This window comes from Micromonospora sp. NPDC048040 (assembly GCF_055587185.1).
Genome location: NZ_JBVJGT010000039.1, coordinates 52110 through 66466, shown reverse-complemented (window position 1 = coordinate 66466; position 14357 = coordinate 52110). Strand labels below are relative to the sequence as shown.

Genomic DNA, 14357 nt, shown 5'->3' with positions numbered 1-14357 from the left:
CCCACCATGGCCGCGGGGAACGACTCGTGCCGTTGCCTCCCCCCCCCCCCCCCCCCCCCCCCCCCCCCCCCCCCCCCCCCCCCCCCCCCCCCCGCCGGGTGGGTCGAGCCGTGTCGGGAGCCTTGGTCATCGACGGGCGCGGCTCACGCGGGCACCTTGGCGGCCGCGTCGATGATGGCCCGGAGCAGGTCCACCACGCGGGGACCCCAGCGCGACGCGATGTCGTCGTCGAGCGCGACGACCTGGTTGTTCTTGACCGCGGTGATGCCCGCCCAGCCGGCGCGCGCCTTGACCGTCTCCGCGCTCTGCTGGCAGCACTTGGTGTCGGCGAGGAAGACGAAGTCCGGGTCCGCCTTGACGATGACCTCCTGCGACAGCTGCGGGTAGCCGCCGTTCTTGCCGTCGGCGTCGGCCGGGTCGGCGATGTTCTCCAGGCCGGCCATGGCGTAGAGCGAGCCGATGAAGGTCTTGCTGGTGGCGGTGTACAGCTCCGGGCCGAGCTCGTGGTAGTAGGTCAGCTTCTCGGCGCGCTGCGGCAGGCCGGCGACCAGCTTGGCGATGTCGTCCTTCATCCGCTTGGTCACGTCGGCCGCCTCGGTCGCGTGGCCGGTGAGCGCGCCCAGCTCGGTGATCTGCCGGTACGAGTCGTCCAGCGTGGTCGCGGCCGGGGTGAGGTAGACCGGGATCTTCAGCGTCGTGAGCTGCTCGACGATCTTGTTGCGGTCGTCCGAGAGCACCACCAGGTCGGGGCTCTTGCCGGCGATCGCCTCGGCGTTCGGGGAGAAGCCGGAGAGGTCGGTCTTCGGCGCGTCCGGCGGGTAGTTCGAGTTGTCGTCGACGGCGGTGACCTGCTTGCCGGCGCCGATGGCGAAGAGCATCTCGGTGGCCGACGGCGACAGCGACACGATCTTCTCGGGCCGCTTGTCGAGGGTGAGCTTGCCGACGGTGACCGGGTAGGCGGCCGCCGCGGAACTGCCGCCGGCGGCGGGCGTGTCGGTGGTCTTCTCGGCGCAGGCCCCGAGGGCCAGCGCGGCCACCGCGAGGGTCGCGGCGAAGAACCGGGGGGTACGTCTGAGCATCTGTCCTCCTGTCGGTCGAGGAGCGTGGTGCTTCGCCGACAGGGACCCAGTGCGCCCGTCCGCGAGGCGCCCTTCCTCGAGAGCGCGAGTCGCGACCACTGACGCAGGCGACCTGGCTCGTCCCCGCCGCGCCCGGCCTCGGCCGGGAGTGGTGGGGCATCACAGTTGCGGGACAGCGCCGGTTTCGCACCGGCTTCGCTGCTAGTGGTCGGTAGAACCGTAGCGCACGCCCCGGACGTGCCTCGTCGATCCAGGTCGCATCGGCGCTTGTTGATCTACAACAGCAGCGATATGCCCTGGATCGACGCCGGCTGGGTGGTGGTGGGCCCCGCCGGGGGCGGTACGGGGCCCCACCGGGCTCAGGAACTCGTGATGGTGACGTTGTCCACAGCCGCCTCGACCAGGCTCGCGCCCGAGGCGTCCGCCGCCTCGACCAGGATCCGCACGGACTGGCCGGCGTACGGGGTGAGGTTGGCGTTCGCCACCGCCCAGGCGCCGTTGCGGTTGGTGGCCGCGCCGGACTGCGTGAACAGGACCGTGGTGCCGCCGTTGTGCACCACGCTGACCCGGAAGTAGTCGGCCGACGAGGCGTTCGACCCGTGCGCCAGGTACCAGGCCAGCGAGAGCGTCAGCGTGCCCTCCGACGGTAGGGTCACGGCCGGCGACCGGGCGCTGGTCACGCCGCCGTCGATGTCGTAGTCGCCCGCCCCGGTGCCGGCCAGCCGGCCGGTGACCAGGTCGTTGCTCCCGCCGTACGGGGTGAGCTGCTTGGCGCCGCTGGAGGTGGTCGCCTGGGCGGCGCCCCGCTCCCACGCCCCGGCGGTCGCGGTGTCGGTGCCGTTCGGGTTGGTGGTCCACCCGGTGGCCGTCTCGAAGGTGTCCGACCAGACCGTGGTGCCGCCGCCACCGCCGCAGTACTGCGCCTCCTTGCCGATGACCCGGTACGGGCAGTCGGCGTACTCGCTGAGCAGCAGCACCGCCTCCCGGTTGCGCGAGGTCTGGGCGGGGATCACCTCGTCGGGCGGGTAGAAGCCGCCGCCGAGGGACGAGCCCGGGTACATCTCGAAGGTGTACGCCCAGATGCCGTGCTGCCCCCACATCCAGTCGATGCTGTCGCCGTCGGTGATGTAGAGGTCGCTGGACTGCTGCGGGGTGTAGCCGTTGGTGTTCGCCATCTGCTGACCGAGGGTGGCGAAGGTGCTGTACTGGTCGGCGCTCATGCCGGGAGCGGTGTTGTTGTACGTGTAGCCGAACGGCCAGAGCACCAGCTCCGAGTACGTGTGGAAGTCGATGTTGGCCTTGATCTGCTGCGTGCCGCCGACCACCCGGCTGTTGACGAAGTTCCGCAGCGCCGCGGTCTCCGGGGCGGAGAACGCCGACGGGCCCCGGTAGGTCTCCGACGAGGTCGAGCCGGACGAGCCGCCGCAGCAGCCCCACTGGTAGGACCAGTTGCGGTTCAGGTCGGTGCCGACGTACGACGAGCCGCTGTTCGGCTGCCGGTTCTTGCGCCAGGAGCGGTAGGAGCCGGTGGCGATGTCGTACTCGCTGCCGTCCGGGTTGACCGTCGGCACGATCCAGATCTCCCGGCCGTTCACGATGTTGGTGATCCGGGAGTCGGAGCCGTAGCTGTCGGTGAAGAGGTTGAGCAGGTAGATCGCCATCTCGACGGTCAGGTGCTCGCGGGCGTGCTGCTGCGAGTTGAACAGGATCTCCGGCTCGGCCTCGTCGGTGGCGACGTTGTCGGAGATCTTCACCGCCATCAGGTCACGACCCTCGTACGAGGAACCGATGCTGATCTTCCGGGCGATCGAGGGATGGTCCGCGACCACCTGGTTGACCACGGCGGTCAGTTCCGCGTAGTCGTGGTAGTTGGAGTCGGCGGGCGGGAAGGCGGTCGTGCCGACGTCCCCCTCGGCGTGGCTGTGGCCGTCGGCCGACGGGGCCGGTACCGCCTCCAGCCGGAAGCCGAGCCGGGTGATCGCCGCCGCCTCGGCGGGGGTGGCCGAGACGTTCAGCACGCCGTGCTCGACGTAGTCGATGGCGGCGCCGGTGCCGGCGACCGCGGTGCGGTCGGCCACCGTACGCGGACCGAGCACCCGGTAGGACGACGCCGCCGGGGAGTCGGCGGCGCGGTCGGGTTCGGGCCGGGCGGTGGCCGGCGCGGCGGCGACGGTGAGCAGGCCGAACCCGGCGGCGACAGCGAGCGCCAGGCGGCGGAGGACGGGCTTGCGGAAGGCCATGGACAACCTCCTCGGGGGGCGGGAGAAGATCCCGCTCGGTGGAGGACACTCCACCATCGCTCACATGGTCATATCAACATTCATCGCTGCCTTGTTGCATGCCATCCAGATCCTCACACCGGCAAGGATTTTCCAACCGTCGACCTCTGGCGAAAGTTCCTTCCGAGCGGGACACTGACCGGCAACGATCCGCCCGTCTCTGCGGAGGACCCATGTCCAGACCACGCCTGCGCGCGGCCACCCTCGCGGCCGCCACCGCGCTCACCCTTCTCGGCACCGCGGCACCCGCCGTCGCCGCGCCCGTCGCCGCCTCGGCGACCACCCGACCGGTGGTCCACGACGAGCAGATCACCTTCCAGGACTGGTCCCGCTACCCCGACTGGCGTCGGGGCAGCCACGCCGGCACGCGGGCCGTCCCCGGCCTCCGGCCGGGCGTCACGCTGGCCACGCCGCTCGGCACCACCGACTACACCGACCCGCACACCGGCATCACCAAGAGCTGGGAGTACGCGACCTGGACCTCCCCGGTCACCCAGGTCGGGTTCGACGCCACCGAGCTGATCGCCTCGTGGAACGCGGAAACCCCGGCCGGCACCTGGATCCAGGTGGAGATGCAGGGCACCTACAACACCGGCGTCCAGACCAAGTGGTACGTGATGGGGCGGTGGGCCTCCGGCGACGCCGACATCAAGCGGACCAGCGTCAACCGGCAGGGCGACCCCTGGTCGACCATCTGGACCGACACCTTCAGCATCGACGACGCCTCCGTCGGGGTGCTGCTGCGGGCGTACCAGCTGCGGCTGACCCTCTACCGGGCGCCGGGGCAGCAGGCCGCGCCGGTGGTGCACACGCTGGGCGCGATGAGCTCGAACGTGCCCGACCGGTTCACCGTCGAGCCGAGCGCCGGCGGCATCGCCTGGGGCCGGGAACTCGCCGTCCCCCGCTACTCGCAGAACATCCACACCGGCCACTACCCCGAGTACGACGGCGGCGGCCAGGCCTGGTGCTCCCCCACCTCCACCACGATGGTGATCGAGTACTGGGGCCGGAAGGCGTCCGAGGAGGACACCTCCTGGGTCGACCCGACCTACCCGGACCCGACGGTCAACCACGCCGCCCGGATGGTCTACGACTACCAGTACGACGGCGCCGGCAACTGGCCGTTCAACACCGCGTACGCGGCCAGCTTCCCCGGCCTGGAGGCGCGGGTCACCCGGCTGCACTCGCTGGACGAGGTGGAGCGCTTCATCGCCGCCGGCATCCCGGTGGTGACCAGCCAGTCCTTCCTGGCCAGTGAGCTGGACGGCGCGGGCTACGGCACCTCGGGGCACCTGTTCGTGATCGTCGGCTTCACCGCCGAGGGCGACGTGATCGTGAACGACCCCGCCTCGTCCAGCAACGAGGCGGTGCGCAACGTCTACCCGCGCGAGCAGTTCGAGCAGATCTGGCTGCGGACCAAGCGGATCAACGCCAGCGGCGGGGTCTCCGGCGGCTCCGGCGGCGTCGTCTACCTGATCAAGCCCGAGCGGATGCCGTGGCCGACGGTCGCCGGCTCCACCAACTGGTGACCTGACGGTCCGACGGCACGGTCGAGGGGTTCGCGTCACCCGGGTCCGCCCCGGGGCGCGAGCCCCTCGTCACTTCTCGGCGGCGGGGGCGTCCGGGTCCTGGTCGTCGCCGGCGAGGGCGGAGCGGAGGCGCTCCTTCTCGGTGCGGCGCCGCTCGGCGGCGTCGGCCATCTCCACCGCCATCTCGTCCCGCCAGCCCTTGAGCAGGAAGAACGAGGCGGCGGCCGAGAAGGCCAGCGCCAGCATCAGCTTGACGAAGAGGTTCATGTCGACCAGCCAGAGGGCCGCCAGCACGGCGACGAACAGCCCGATCCGGCCCAGCGTGTACTTGACCGCCGCGCTCACGTTCCGCACTCCGTTCTCCGCCGCCGGGGTGGCCCCGGCGGAAGGTTCAGCCCGTCCGGCGGGCCAGCCAGTGGACGCCGTGGAACCAGACCACCGCGTACCCGAGGGTGAACGCCGCCGCGCCCAGCCCGCCGGAGACCAGCGGGGCGAGCCCGGCGGCCAGGCCGGCCACCACCAGCCCGGCGACCAGCCCCACGGCACCCGCCACGAGCGCCGCCACCACCCGGGCCGCCCCGAACTCCCAGGCCCGGAAGTCGTCCCAGAACAGCCAGGCCGGCAGGATGACCGCCAGCCAGCCGTTGGCCCGGCCGAAGTCGCCGCTGCCGATCAGCGTGAACGCCCAGTCGAACAGCACCACCGCCAGCACGCCGATGACCAGCCCGGCCAGGCTCACCCCGAGCAGGTCGCCCAGGGTGAGGATGCGCCCCTCGGCGTCGCGCCGGGGGAACCCGCTCTGCTGCTCGGTCATGGCCTACGAGACTACGTGCCGGCTCAGGCCCAGACCTGCTGCGGCTCGGCGCGGCGCTCGGCCAGGGACGGGGCGGCATCGTACTCGCGGACCACCTCGTAGCGGGTGTTCCGCTCGACGGGGCGGAAGCCGGCGTCCCAGATCAGGTGCAGCAGGTCGTCCCGGTGCATCGTGTTCGGGGTGCCGTACGAGTCGGCGTCGTGGGTGATCTTGTATTCGACGACCGAGCCGTCCAGGTCGTCCACGCCGAAATTGAGCGAGAGCTGGGCCACCGACAGGCCGTGCATCACCCAGAAGCACTTCACGTGCGGGACGTTGTCGAAGAGCAGCCGGGAGACCGCGAAGGTCTTCAGCGACTCGGCCGGCGAGGCCATCGTCGTACGCTCCTGGATCCGGTTACGGATCTTGCCGTCCGCCGAGTCGACGAAGTCGTGCTGGTAGCGCAGCGGGATGAAGACCATGAAACCGCCGGTCTCGTCCTGCAACTCGCGCAGCCGCAGCACGTGGTCGACCCGGTGCCGGGGCTCCTCGATGTGCCCGTAGAGCATGGTCGACGGCGTCTTCATGCCCTTGCTGTGCGCCAGGCGGTGGATCCGCGACCAGTCCTCCCAGTGGCAGGCGTGGTCGACGATGTGCTGGCGGACCTCCCAGTCGAAGATCTCCGCTCCGCCGCCGGTCAGCGACTCCAGGCCGGCGGCCATCAGCTCGTCGAGGATCTCGTCGGCGCTCAGGCCGCTGATCTTCTCGAACCACTGCACCTCGGTCGCGGTGAACGCCTTGAGCTTGACGTTCGGCAGCGCCGCCTTCAGCTCGCTCAGCACCTTCGGGTAGTAGCGCCACGGCAGCGTCGGGTGCAGGCCGTTGACGATGTGCAGCTCGGTGAGCTGCTCGTCCTCCATCTCCTTGGCCTTGCGGACCGCCTCGTCGATGCGCATCGTGTAGGCGTCCTTCTCGCCCGGCTTGCGCTGGAACGAGCAGTACGCGCACGAGGCGGAGCAGACGTTGGTCAGGTTGAGGTGCCGGTTGACGTTGAACATCACCCGGTCGCCGTTGAGCTCCGTACGCCTGTGGTGGGCCAGCCGCCCCAGCCACGTCAGGTCGTCGCTGTCGTAGAGGGCGATGCCGTCCTCGCGGGTCAGCCGCTCGCCGGCGTACACCTTCGCTTCGAGCTCACGCTTGAGTCCGGCGTCCATCGAAAGCCACGTCCCTTCCACCTGCGGTAGGAATCGAGCCTACGTCCACGTGCCGGCGCCGCCGCAGCACGGTCGGCCCCCGTGGGCCGATTCACCGAACTCTCAGCCTCCCGTTACCTCTCGACGCATCGACATGGCTGCGTGGGTGAGGTAAGACAGGATGGGACGTTCGCCACACACTGGTAGCGTCCTCACGGCCGCGTCCACCCTGGCGCGGCGACAGCACGCCGGACGGGGAGCGGAATGGTCGACAGCGGGCGCGGGCGACGGCAGCGACGACGGAGCCCGGTGATCTCGCCGGTGCTGCGTCCGGCGCTCTGGTCCGCCCTGCTCGGAGCCGTCGCCGCCACGGTCCTCGCCAACCCGGTCCAGGCCGACCCGGCGCTGCCCACCAGCGTCCCCGACACCGGCCTCCGGCCGGCCGTCACCGGTCAGCTCCAGCTCCCCGGCGGCGCGCCCGTCACCGGGACGCCGGGCGGCGGGGTGCCGGGCGCACCGGCCGGCAACCTGATCGACGGCCCGCTCGCCACCCAGATCTACGCCGCCGAGGCCCAGGTCGGGCAGCTCCGCGACCAACTGCTCGTGCTGCTGCAGAAGCGCACCGAGGCCGAGGGCCAGCGGGCCACCGCCGAACGCGACCTCGCGCTCGCCCGGGACGCGCTGGCCCGCGCCCAGGAGGGCGCCGACGCCGCCGCCGCGGGCGCGTTCAAGGCCGCCGCCGCCCTCCCGCCCGGCGAGTTCGCCAACGACCTGCACGAGCTGAGCCGGCTCTCCCGGATCATCCGCGGCGAGAAGGCCGAGGGCGGCACCACCGCCGCCGAGGGCGAGCTGTCCCGGGCCCGCACCGGCGAGCAGGTGGCCGGCCAGGCACTGATCTCGGCCGAGTCCCGGCTCAAGGGCGCCCAGACGGAATACGCCGCCGGCGAGAAGGCCCTGCGCGACGCCGAGGCGAAGCTGGCCAAGCTGCGCCGGGACAACGCCGCGCAGCTCATCGAGCTCGAGCGCCAGCAGGAGGCCCTCGACCAGCAGCTCGGCGCCGGCTACGTCGGCAACGAGACGGCCAACGGCCTGGCCGCCCACCCCACGGCCCTGAAGGCCCTGGCGTACGCCAAGGCGCAGCTCGGCGACCCCTACCTGTGGGCCGCCGAGGGGCCGGACCGGTTCGACTGCTCCGGCCTGATCTACGCCGCCTACCGGTCGGCGGGCTACTACGGGCTGCCCCGGGTCTCCCGGGACCAGTACTACGCCACCCGGTCCCGCACCGTGTCCCGCAGCGCGCTGCTCCCCGGTGACCTGCTCTTCTTCGCCTCCGGCACGAGCTGGACGACGATCCATCACATGGGCATGTACGTCGGCGGCGGCAAGATGATCCACGCGCCGACCACCGGCGACGTCGTCAAGATCTCCACGGTGCGCTGGTCCCGGCTCTACGCCGCCACCCGGGTGATCGGGGCGGTGCCCGCGCCGACGAGCACCCCGTCGCCGTCGCCGACGCAGAGCAAGCCGCCCTCGCCGAAGCCGACGGAGAGCCCCAAGCCGACCCCGAAGCCCACCTCCCCGTCGCCGTCCCCGTCGACCTCGCCCTCGGCGACCCCCACCGGTTCGCCGTCGCCCACGACGTCGCCCAGCGCGTCGACCTCGCCGTCGCCGTCCCCGACCGGGTCGTCGCCGGCGGCGAGCCGCTCGGCCTCGTCGGAGCCGAGCGCCACGTCCGACAGCGTGGCGCCGACCACGGCGGCGAGCAGCACCGACCCGGAGCGCAGCACGTCTGCCACCGCCTCGGCCAGCACGGGTAGCTGACCGGGACGCGCCGGCTCCGCCCGGCGCGCCGATGCCGGTCGCCACGGACCACGGGCCCGGAACGCACTCCGGCTGTGCCGCCGGGCCGGAATATGGCACGGTGACAGTCAGGCACGCCCGGTCCGACGTCGCGGATCCGGGCGCGAGCGCGGCGCGGAGGGCGAGCATGGCCGAGCAAGAGGTTCCGGCGGAGCCGGTCGACCACGGATCCACGCCCGACCGGAGCCGCGGCGGGGCCCCGGCGCCCACCGGCGGGTCCATCGCGACCTCGGCCGACGGCAGCCCGGCGTCGGGCACCGGCTCCGCGGGCACGTCGGAGCCGCCCGCCGACGACGTACGCCGACAGCCCGCCCGGGGCCGGGTGAGCGTGGCCACCGCGGCCGCACCCGGTGAGGGCGACGCGGCACCGTCGGCCCGCCCGACCGCCGGCACCACCTACCGGGCCACCGGTGCGGCCGCTCCGGCCGGCGCGCCGGTCCCCGAGCAGCGGGCCGCGGCGGCCCGGGCCAGCGCCGCCGTGCCCGGGATGCGCCGGGTCTCCGCCGACGAGGCCTCGGCGATCCGGTCGGGCACGGGCGAGGCGAGGGTCTACCGGGCGGCGCCGGTCAACCCGGAGCCGCCGGAGCCCGCCCAGCCGCCGGAACCGGCGCAGCCGCCCAAGCCGCCGGTGCCGGAGCCCGAGCCGGCGCCGGCCCCCGTGCCGCCGGTGCCCGGCCCGAACCCGCCGTCCCCGAACCCGCCGGTCCCGGCCCCGACCCCGCCGGTCCCGACCCCGCCGATCCCCGTCCCGGCGCCGCCCCGGCCGGGGCCCACTCCACCGGGCCCGGTGCCGCCCGTGCCGGGTCCGCCGACGCCGCCGCCCGGGCCGCCGGTGCCAGCCCCGCCGCCACCGCCCGGCCCGATGCCGGCGCCGCCGTTCCCGCCGCCGCCCGCCACGGCCACCGCGCCCGTCCCGGCCCCGCCGGCAGCGCCCGCGAGCCCGCCGGCGTCCCCCGTTCCGACTGTCTCCGCCCCGCCGGCCCCTACGCCGTCGTTCACCACGCCGTCGTTCACCACGCCGTCGGTCTCCCCGCCGTCGGTCTCCCCGCCGCTGCTCTCCACCCCGCCGGCGTCCGCGCCGCCGTTCGCCGCGCCGCAGGTCTCCGCCCCGCCGACGTCCGCGCCGCCGGTCTCCGCGGTGCCCGTACCCGCTCCCGCGATGGCGACCTGGCCGCCGCCGACCAGCCCCGGTGACCGTCGGCCGGGCGGCACCGAGCCGGCCACGCCCCCCGGGGAGGCGCGCCGGCTGGGCGATCGCCCCGCCGGCGCGGGTCGTGGCGGGGGCCCGGCGGCACCGGGCGGGCGGCCCGACGCCGCCACCGCCGGGCGCTTCGACGGCGGGACCGACCTGGGCACGATCTACGGCGCCGGCTCGGAAGGTCCGGGCTTCGCCACCGTCTCCTTCCCGACCAACCCGCTGGAGAACTCCGGCTCGTTGACCGGGCACATCCTGGCCCAGGGCTGGACGGAGACCCCCACCGAGGAGCGGTCCAGCACGGCCAGGGTCATGATCGTCCTGGCCGCCTCGCTGGGTCTGCTCGTGGCGATCAGCGTGCTGGTCGTCCTGCTGGCCACCGACACCGTGGGCGGGCTGGTGGGCGGCATCCTGACCAAGTGAGCCGTCCGGCGACGGCCATGGTGAGCCCGCCCACTACCGATCCGTGGTGCGGTGGCGGGCTCGCCGCTCCGCCGTACACTGGTGGAGATCACTGACCCGGCGCGCGTCGTGCGCGCCCATGGGCGATCTTGCGGGCGATTCGGCGGCGTTCAGCTGCGGCAGGCCAACGCGAAGATGCGCCCCGCTCGAAAGGCATTTCTTGACCGCGTTTGCTGAACCCGGCACGTTTCCGCCCGCCCTCGACACCGCCGACGCGCAGTCCGTCGTCGAACAGGACGCCACCCCGCAGGACTCCGCCGCACCGGTGACGGCCGAGGCCACCGACTTCGCCGCGCTGGGGCTGCCCCAGCCGCTGGTCCGCGCGCTCGCCCGGCAGGGCATCACCGCCCCGTTCGAGATCCAGCGCGCCACCATGCCGGACGCGCTCGCCGGCCGGGACGTCCTCGGTCGGGGCCAGACCGGCTCCGGCAAGACCCTGGCCTTCGGCCTGCCGCTGCTGGCCCGGGTGGCCGACGGCGAGCGGGCCCGGCCGCTGCACCCGCGGGCCCTGGTCCTGGTGCCGACCCGCGAGCTCGCCATGCAGGTCAACGACGCGCTGCTGCCGCTCGGCAAGGCCGTCGGCGTGTTCCTGAAGACCGCCGTCGGCGGCGTGCCGTACGACCGGCAGATCGACGCCCTGCGGCGCGGCGTGGAGATCGTCGTGGCCACCCCGGGCCGGCTGGGCGACCTGATCGCCCGGGGCGTGTGCCACCTGGACGACGTGGAGATCACGGTCCTCGACGAGGCCGACCAGATGGCCGACATGGGCTTCCTGCCCGAGGTCACCGAGCTGCTGGCGAAGACGCCGGCGGGCACCCAGCGGCTGCTCTTCTCGGCCACTCTGGACGGTGACGTCGACGCGCTGGTCAAGCGGTTCATGACCGACCCGGTGACCCACTCGACCGCCCCGTCCACCGCATCGGTGTCCACCATGGACCACCACATGCTGCTGATCCCGCCGCACGACAAGTTCCCGGTGGCGGCGTCCATCGCGGCCCGGGACGGGCGGACCATGGTCTTCGCCCGCACCCAGCTCGGCGTGGACCGGCTGGTCGAGCAGCTCGCCGCCGTGGGCGTACGCGCGGGTGGCCTGCACGGCGGCAAGACGCAGCGGATGCGTACCCGCACGCTGGCCGAGTTCCGTGAGGGTCGGATGAACGTCCTGGTCGCCACGGACGTGGCGGCCCGGGGCATCCACGTGGACGGCGTCTCGCTGGTGCTGCACGTCGACCCGCCGAAGGACCCGAAGGACTACCTGCACCGCGCGGGGCGTACCGCTCGGGCCGGGGAGTCGGGCGCGGTCGCCACGCTGGTGCTGCCGAAGCAGCGCCGGACGACCCTCGCCATGCTGGAGAAGGCCGGCGTGGCGCCGGCCGAGACCCGGGTGCGCGCCGGCGACCCGGCGCTCGCCGAGCTGACCGGCGCCCGCGAGCCGAGCGGCGTCCCGGTCCGCAACGAGCCCGAGGAGCCGCGCCGGCACGGCGACCGGCCGGGCGGCCCGCGCCGCTTCGGCGACCGCGACGCCCGCGGCGAGCGCCGCTACGGCGACCGGCCCCAGGGCGACCGCCGCGGCTACGGCGACCGCACCCAGGGCGAGCGCCGCTACGGCGACCGGCCCACCGAGGGACGCGGCTACGGCGAGCGGGGCTTCGCGGACCGGGGCGAGCGGCGCTACGGCGACCGGCCGCACGGCGAGCGCGGCTACGGCGACCGGGACGGGCGCGGCGAGCGCCGCTACGGCGACCGGCCCCAGGGCGAGCGCCGCTACGGCGACCGGCCGACCGACAGCCGGGGCTTCGGCGACCGCCGCAGCTACGGCGACCGCACCCAGGGCGAGCGCCGCTACGGCGACCGGCCCACCGAGGGACGCGGCTACGGCGACCGGCCGGCCGACAGCCGGGGCTACGGCGACCGGCCGCAGGGCGAGCGCCGCTACGGCGACCGGCCGACCGAGGGACGCGGCTACGGCGAGCGCGGCGAGCGACGCTTCGGCGACCGGGGCGGCTTCCGGCCCGAGGGCCGGGGTCGCGACGACCGGCCGCGCGACGAGCGGCGGGGCTTCGGCGGGCGGCCGCCGGCGCGTACCCACTGATCACGAGCACCGACCGGAACGCCGTCGCGGAGCCCACGCTCCACGGCGGCGTTTCCGCATCCGCTGCCGGTGTCGGTCGCGTCGCGTAACGTCCGGCTCATGCCGACCATGCCGAAGTCGCTCTTCTGGACCCGGACGGACACCGCCGGCACGGAGCACGCGCTGTTCGACGACGGCCAGGGGTTGACCGCTCGGGGCACGCTCACGGCCGTCGACCCGGTCCCCTACACCTGCCGCTATCAGCTCACCACCGACCCGGAGTGGGTGACCGCCCGGGCCGAGGTCGAGGTCGAGGGCACCGGGTGGCTGCGGAGCGTACGCCTGGAACGGGCCGGCGGCCGGTGGCGGGTGACCACCGGCGAGCAGGGCGACCTGGACGCGGCGCTGCGGGCCGCCGGCCATCCGCCCGCCGGGCTGCCCGGCACGGACGACCCGGACCGGCTGGCCGAGGCGCTGGACGTCGACCTCGGCGGTTCGCCGCTGTTCAACGCCCTGCCGGTGCACCGTCTCGGGTTGCCCCGCGCGCCGGCCGACACGCCGCACCGGGTCGCCGTCGCCTGGGTGCTGGTGCCCAGCCTGATGGTGGTGCCCGCCGAGCAGGTCTACACGCCGCTCGGCCCCGGCCGGGTCCGCTTCACCAGTGACACGTTCACCGCCGAGATCGACCTCGACGCCGACGGCTACGTGGTGCGCTACCCGGGGTTGGCCGAGCGTGTCGACCCGCGCTGACCGCCCGGCCCGGTGCCGGAGCCGTCCAGCCGGACGTGTCGTCGCGGGTCAGGCCGGCCAGGCGCCGTCGGCGAGGAAGCGCTCGATCGTCGCCAGGTGCGGGCCCAGGTCGAGCCCCTGGGCGGCCACCCAGTCGTCGGCGTAGTAGGTGTCGGCGTAGCGGTCGCCGGCGTCGCAGATCAGGGTGACCACCGAGCCGGTGCGGCCCTCGGCGAGCATCCCCGCGATCAGCCCGAAGGCGCCCCACAGGTTCGTGCCGGTCGAACCGCCCACCCGGCGGCCGAGCACGGCCGAGCCGGCCCGCATGGCGGCCAGCGAGGCGGCGTCGGGCACCTGGACCATCCGGTCCACCACCGAGGGCAGGAACGACGCCTCCACGGTCGGCCGGCCGATCCCCTCGATCCGCGAGCCGCGCCCGGTGCGGACCGACCAGTCGGCCGCCTGCCAGGCGGGATAGAACGCGGAGTTCTCCGGGTCGACCACGCAGAGCTTGGTGGGCAGCCGCCGGTAGCGGGCGTACCGGCCGATGGTGGCGCTGGTGCCGCCGGTGCCGGCGCCCACCACGATCCACGTCGGCACGGGGTGCCGCTCTAGGGCGAGCTGCGCGTAGATCGACTCGGCGATGTTGTTGTTGCCCCGCCAGTCGGTGGCCCGCTCGGCGAAGGTGAACTGGTCCATGAAGCGCCCGCCGGAGTCCTCCGCCAGCCAACGGGCCTCGACGACCACCTTGGCCGGGTCGTCGACGAGATGGCAGCGGCCGCCCTGGAACTCGATCTGGGCGATCTTCTCCGGCGAGGTGGAGGCCGGCATCACCGCGATGAACGGCAGCCCCAGCATCCGTGCGAAGTACGCCTCCGAGACCGCCGTCGAGCCGGAGGACGCCTCGACGATCGTGGTGCCCGGGCCGATCCAGCCGTTGCACAGCCCGTAGAGGAAGAGCGAGCGGGCCAGCCGGTGCTTGAGGGAGCCGGTGGGGTGCACCGACTCGTCCTTCAGGTAGAGGTCGATCCCCCACGCCCGGGGCAGCGGGAACGGCAGCAGGTGGGTGTCGGCGGACCGGTTGGCGTCCGCCTCGACGGTGGCGATCGCATCGGTCACCCAGCGCCGGCTGGCCTCGTCGCACCGGTCGAGATGAGTCACGTCCGA

Annotated in this window: 11 protein-coding genes and 1 riboswitch; of the genes, 5 read left to right on the top strand and 6 right to left on the bottom strand. The window is 73.8% G+C overall.

Going from position 1 to position 14357, the window contains the following annotated elements; all coding sequences use genetic code 11:
* Nucleotides 1-143 precede the first annotated feature (143 nt).
* Both ACZ6O2_RS26920 and ACZ6O2_RS26915 read right to left on the bottom strand, forming a co-directional pair.
* The gene (locus ACZ6O2_RS26920) at nucleotides 144-1079 is read right to left on the bottom strand and encodes an ABC transporter substrate-binding protein (RefSeq protein WP_350701924.1); all 936 of its coding nucleotides are present in this window, start codon (nucleotides 1077-1079) and stop codon (nucleotides 144-146) included.
* Nucleotides 1080-1190: 111 nt separating this feature from the next.
* Nucleotides 1191-1273, bottom strand: a riboswitch (cobalamin riboswitch).
* A gap of 165 nt (nucleotides 1274-1438) precedes the next feature.
* On the bottom strand, nucleotides 1439-3319 hold the full coding sequence (locus ACZ6O2_RS26915) for a M14 family metallopeptidase (RefSeq protein ID WP_466024785.1): 1881 nt from the start codon (nucleotides 3317-3319) through the stop codon (nucleotides 1439-1441).
* A gap of 212 nt (nucleotides 3320-3531) precedes the next feature.
* On the opposite strand from ACZ6O2_RS26915, the gene ACZ6O2_RS26910 reads away from it, so the two are divergent.
* Nucleotides 3532-4887: a C39 family peptidase gene (locus ACZ6O2_RS26910; RefSeq protein WP_466024784.1), complete on the top strand. Its 1356-nt coding sequence runs from the start codon at nucleotides 3532-3534 to the stop codon at nucleotides 4885-4887.
* A gap of 69 nt (nucleotides 4888-4956) precedes the next feature.
* Here ACZ6O2_RS26910 and ACZ6O2_RS26905 read toward each other — a convergent pair whose 3' ends face one another.
* From ACZ6O2_RS26905 to mqnE, 3 genes are read right to left on the bottom strand one after another with little or no spacing between them, the layout of a single operon-like run.
* Nucleotides 4957-5232, bottom strand: a complete 276-nt coding sequence (locus ACZ6O2_RS26905; protein WP_350701929.1) for a DUF4229 domain-containing protein — start codon at nucleotides 5230-5232, stop codon at nucleotides 4957-4959.
* Between the two features lie 46 nt (nucleotides 5233-5278).
* Nucleotides 5279-5701: a hypothetical protein gene (locus ACZ6O2_RS26900; protein ID WP_350701930.1), complete on the bottom strand. Its 423-nt coding sequence runs from the start codon at nucleotides 5699-5701 to the stop codon at nucleotides 5279-5281.
* Between the two features lie 23 nt (nucleotides 5702-5724).
* A complete protein-coding gene (gene mqnE, locus ACZ6O2_RS26895) occupies nucleotides 5725-6894 on the bottom strand; it encodes an aminofutalosine synthase MqnE (RefSeq protein ID WP_350701932.1) in 1170 nt (389 codons plus the stop codon).
* A 243-nt stretch (nucleotides 6895-7137) separates the two neighbouring features.
* Between mqnE and ACZ6O2_RS26890 the strand changes: the two genes are divergently transcribed.
* From ACZ6O2_RS26890 to ACZ6O2_RS26875, 4 genes are all read left to right on the top strand, one after another.
* The gene (locus ACZ6O2_RS26890) at nucleotides 7138-8694 is read left to right on the top strand and encodes a C40 family peptidase (RefSeq protein ID WP_466024783.1); all 1557 of its coding nucleotides are present in this window, start codon (nucleotides 7138-7140) and stop codon (nucleotides 8692-8694) included.
* 166 nt (nucleotides 8695-8860) lie between these two features.
* Nucleotides 8861-10351 carry a hypothetical protein gene (locus ACZ6O2_RS26885; RefSeq protein ID WP_466024782.1) on the top strand — a complete coding sequence of 497 codons (1491 nt, stop codon included), beginning with the start codon at nucleotides 8861-8863 and terminating at the stop codon, nucleotides 10349-10351.
* 118 nt (nucleotides 10352-10469) lie between these two features.
* Entirely contained in the window at nucleotides 10470-12482 is a 2013-nt protein-coding gene (locus ACZ6O2_RS26880) for a DEAD/DEAH box helicase (protein ID WP_466024781.1), read from the top strand.
* 108 nt (nucleotides 12483-12590) lie between these two features.
* The gene (locus tag ACZ6O2_RS26875) at nucleotides 12591-13211 is read left to right on the top strand and encodes a putative glycolipid-binding domain-containing protein (protein ID WP_466024788.1); all 621 of its coding nucleotides are present in this window, start codon (nucleotides 12591-12593) and stop codon (nucleotides 13209-13211) included.
* Between the two features lie 48 nt (nucleotides 13212-13259).
* On the opposite strand, the gene cds1 is transcribed toward ACZ6O2_RS26875, so the two are convergent.
* A complete protein-coding gene (gene cds1, locus ACZ6O2_RS26870; protein WP_466024780.1) occupies nucleotides 13260-14351 on the bottom strand; it encodes an L-cysteine desulfhydrase Cds1 in 1092 nt (363 codons plus the stop codon).
* Nucleotides 14352-14357: the final 6 nt, after the last annotated feature.

Bases quoted from the DNA above. Each gene is read 5' to 3' on its own strand.
- ACZ6O2_RS26915 (WP_466024785.1), bottom strand. From the start codon at position 3,319: ATGGCCTTCCGCAAGCCCGTCCTCCGCCGCCTGGCGCTCGCTGTCGCC.
- ACZ6O2_RS26880 (WP_466024781.1), top strand. From the start codon at position 10,470: ATGGGCGATCTTGCGGGCGATTCGGCGGCGTTCAGCTGCGGCAGGCCA.
- mqnE (WP_350701932.1), bottom strand. From the start codon at position 6,894: ATGGACGCCGGACTCAAGCGTGAGCTCGAAGCGAAGGTGTACGCCGGC.
- ACZ6O2_RS26900 (WP_350701930.1), bottom strand. From the start codon at position 5,701: ATGACCGAGCAGCAGAGCGGGTTCCCCCGGCGCGACGCCGAGGGGCGC.
- ACZ6O2_RS26875 (WP_466024788.1), top strand. From the start codon at position 12,591: ATGCCGAAGTCGCTCTTCTGGACCCGGACGGACACCGCCGGCACGGAG.
- ACZ6O2_RS26910 (WP_466024784.1), top strand. From the start codon at position 3,532: ATGTCCAGACCACGCCTGCGCGCGGCCACCCTCGCGGCCGCCACCGCG.
- ACZ6O2_RS26890 (WP_466024783.1), top strand. From the start codon at position 7,138: ATGGTCGACAGCGGGCGCGGGCGACGGCAGCGACGACGGAGCCCGGTG.
- ACZ6O2_RS26885 (WP_466024782.1), top strand. From the start codon at position 8,861: ATGGCCGAGCAAGAGGTTCCGGCGGAGCCGGTCGACCACGGATCCACG.
- ACZ6O2_RS26920 (WP_350701924.1), bottom strand. From the start codon at position 1,079: ATGCTCAGACGTACCCCCCGGTTCTTCGCCGCGACCCTCGCGGTGGCC.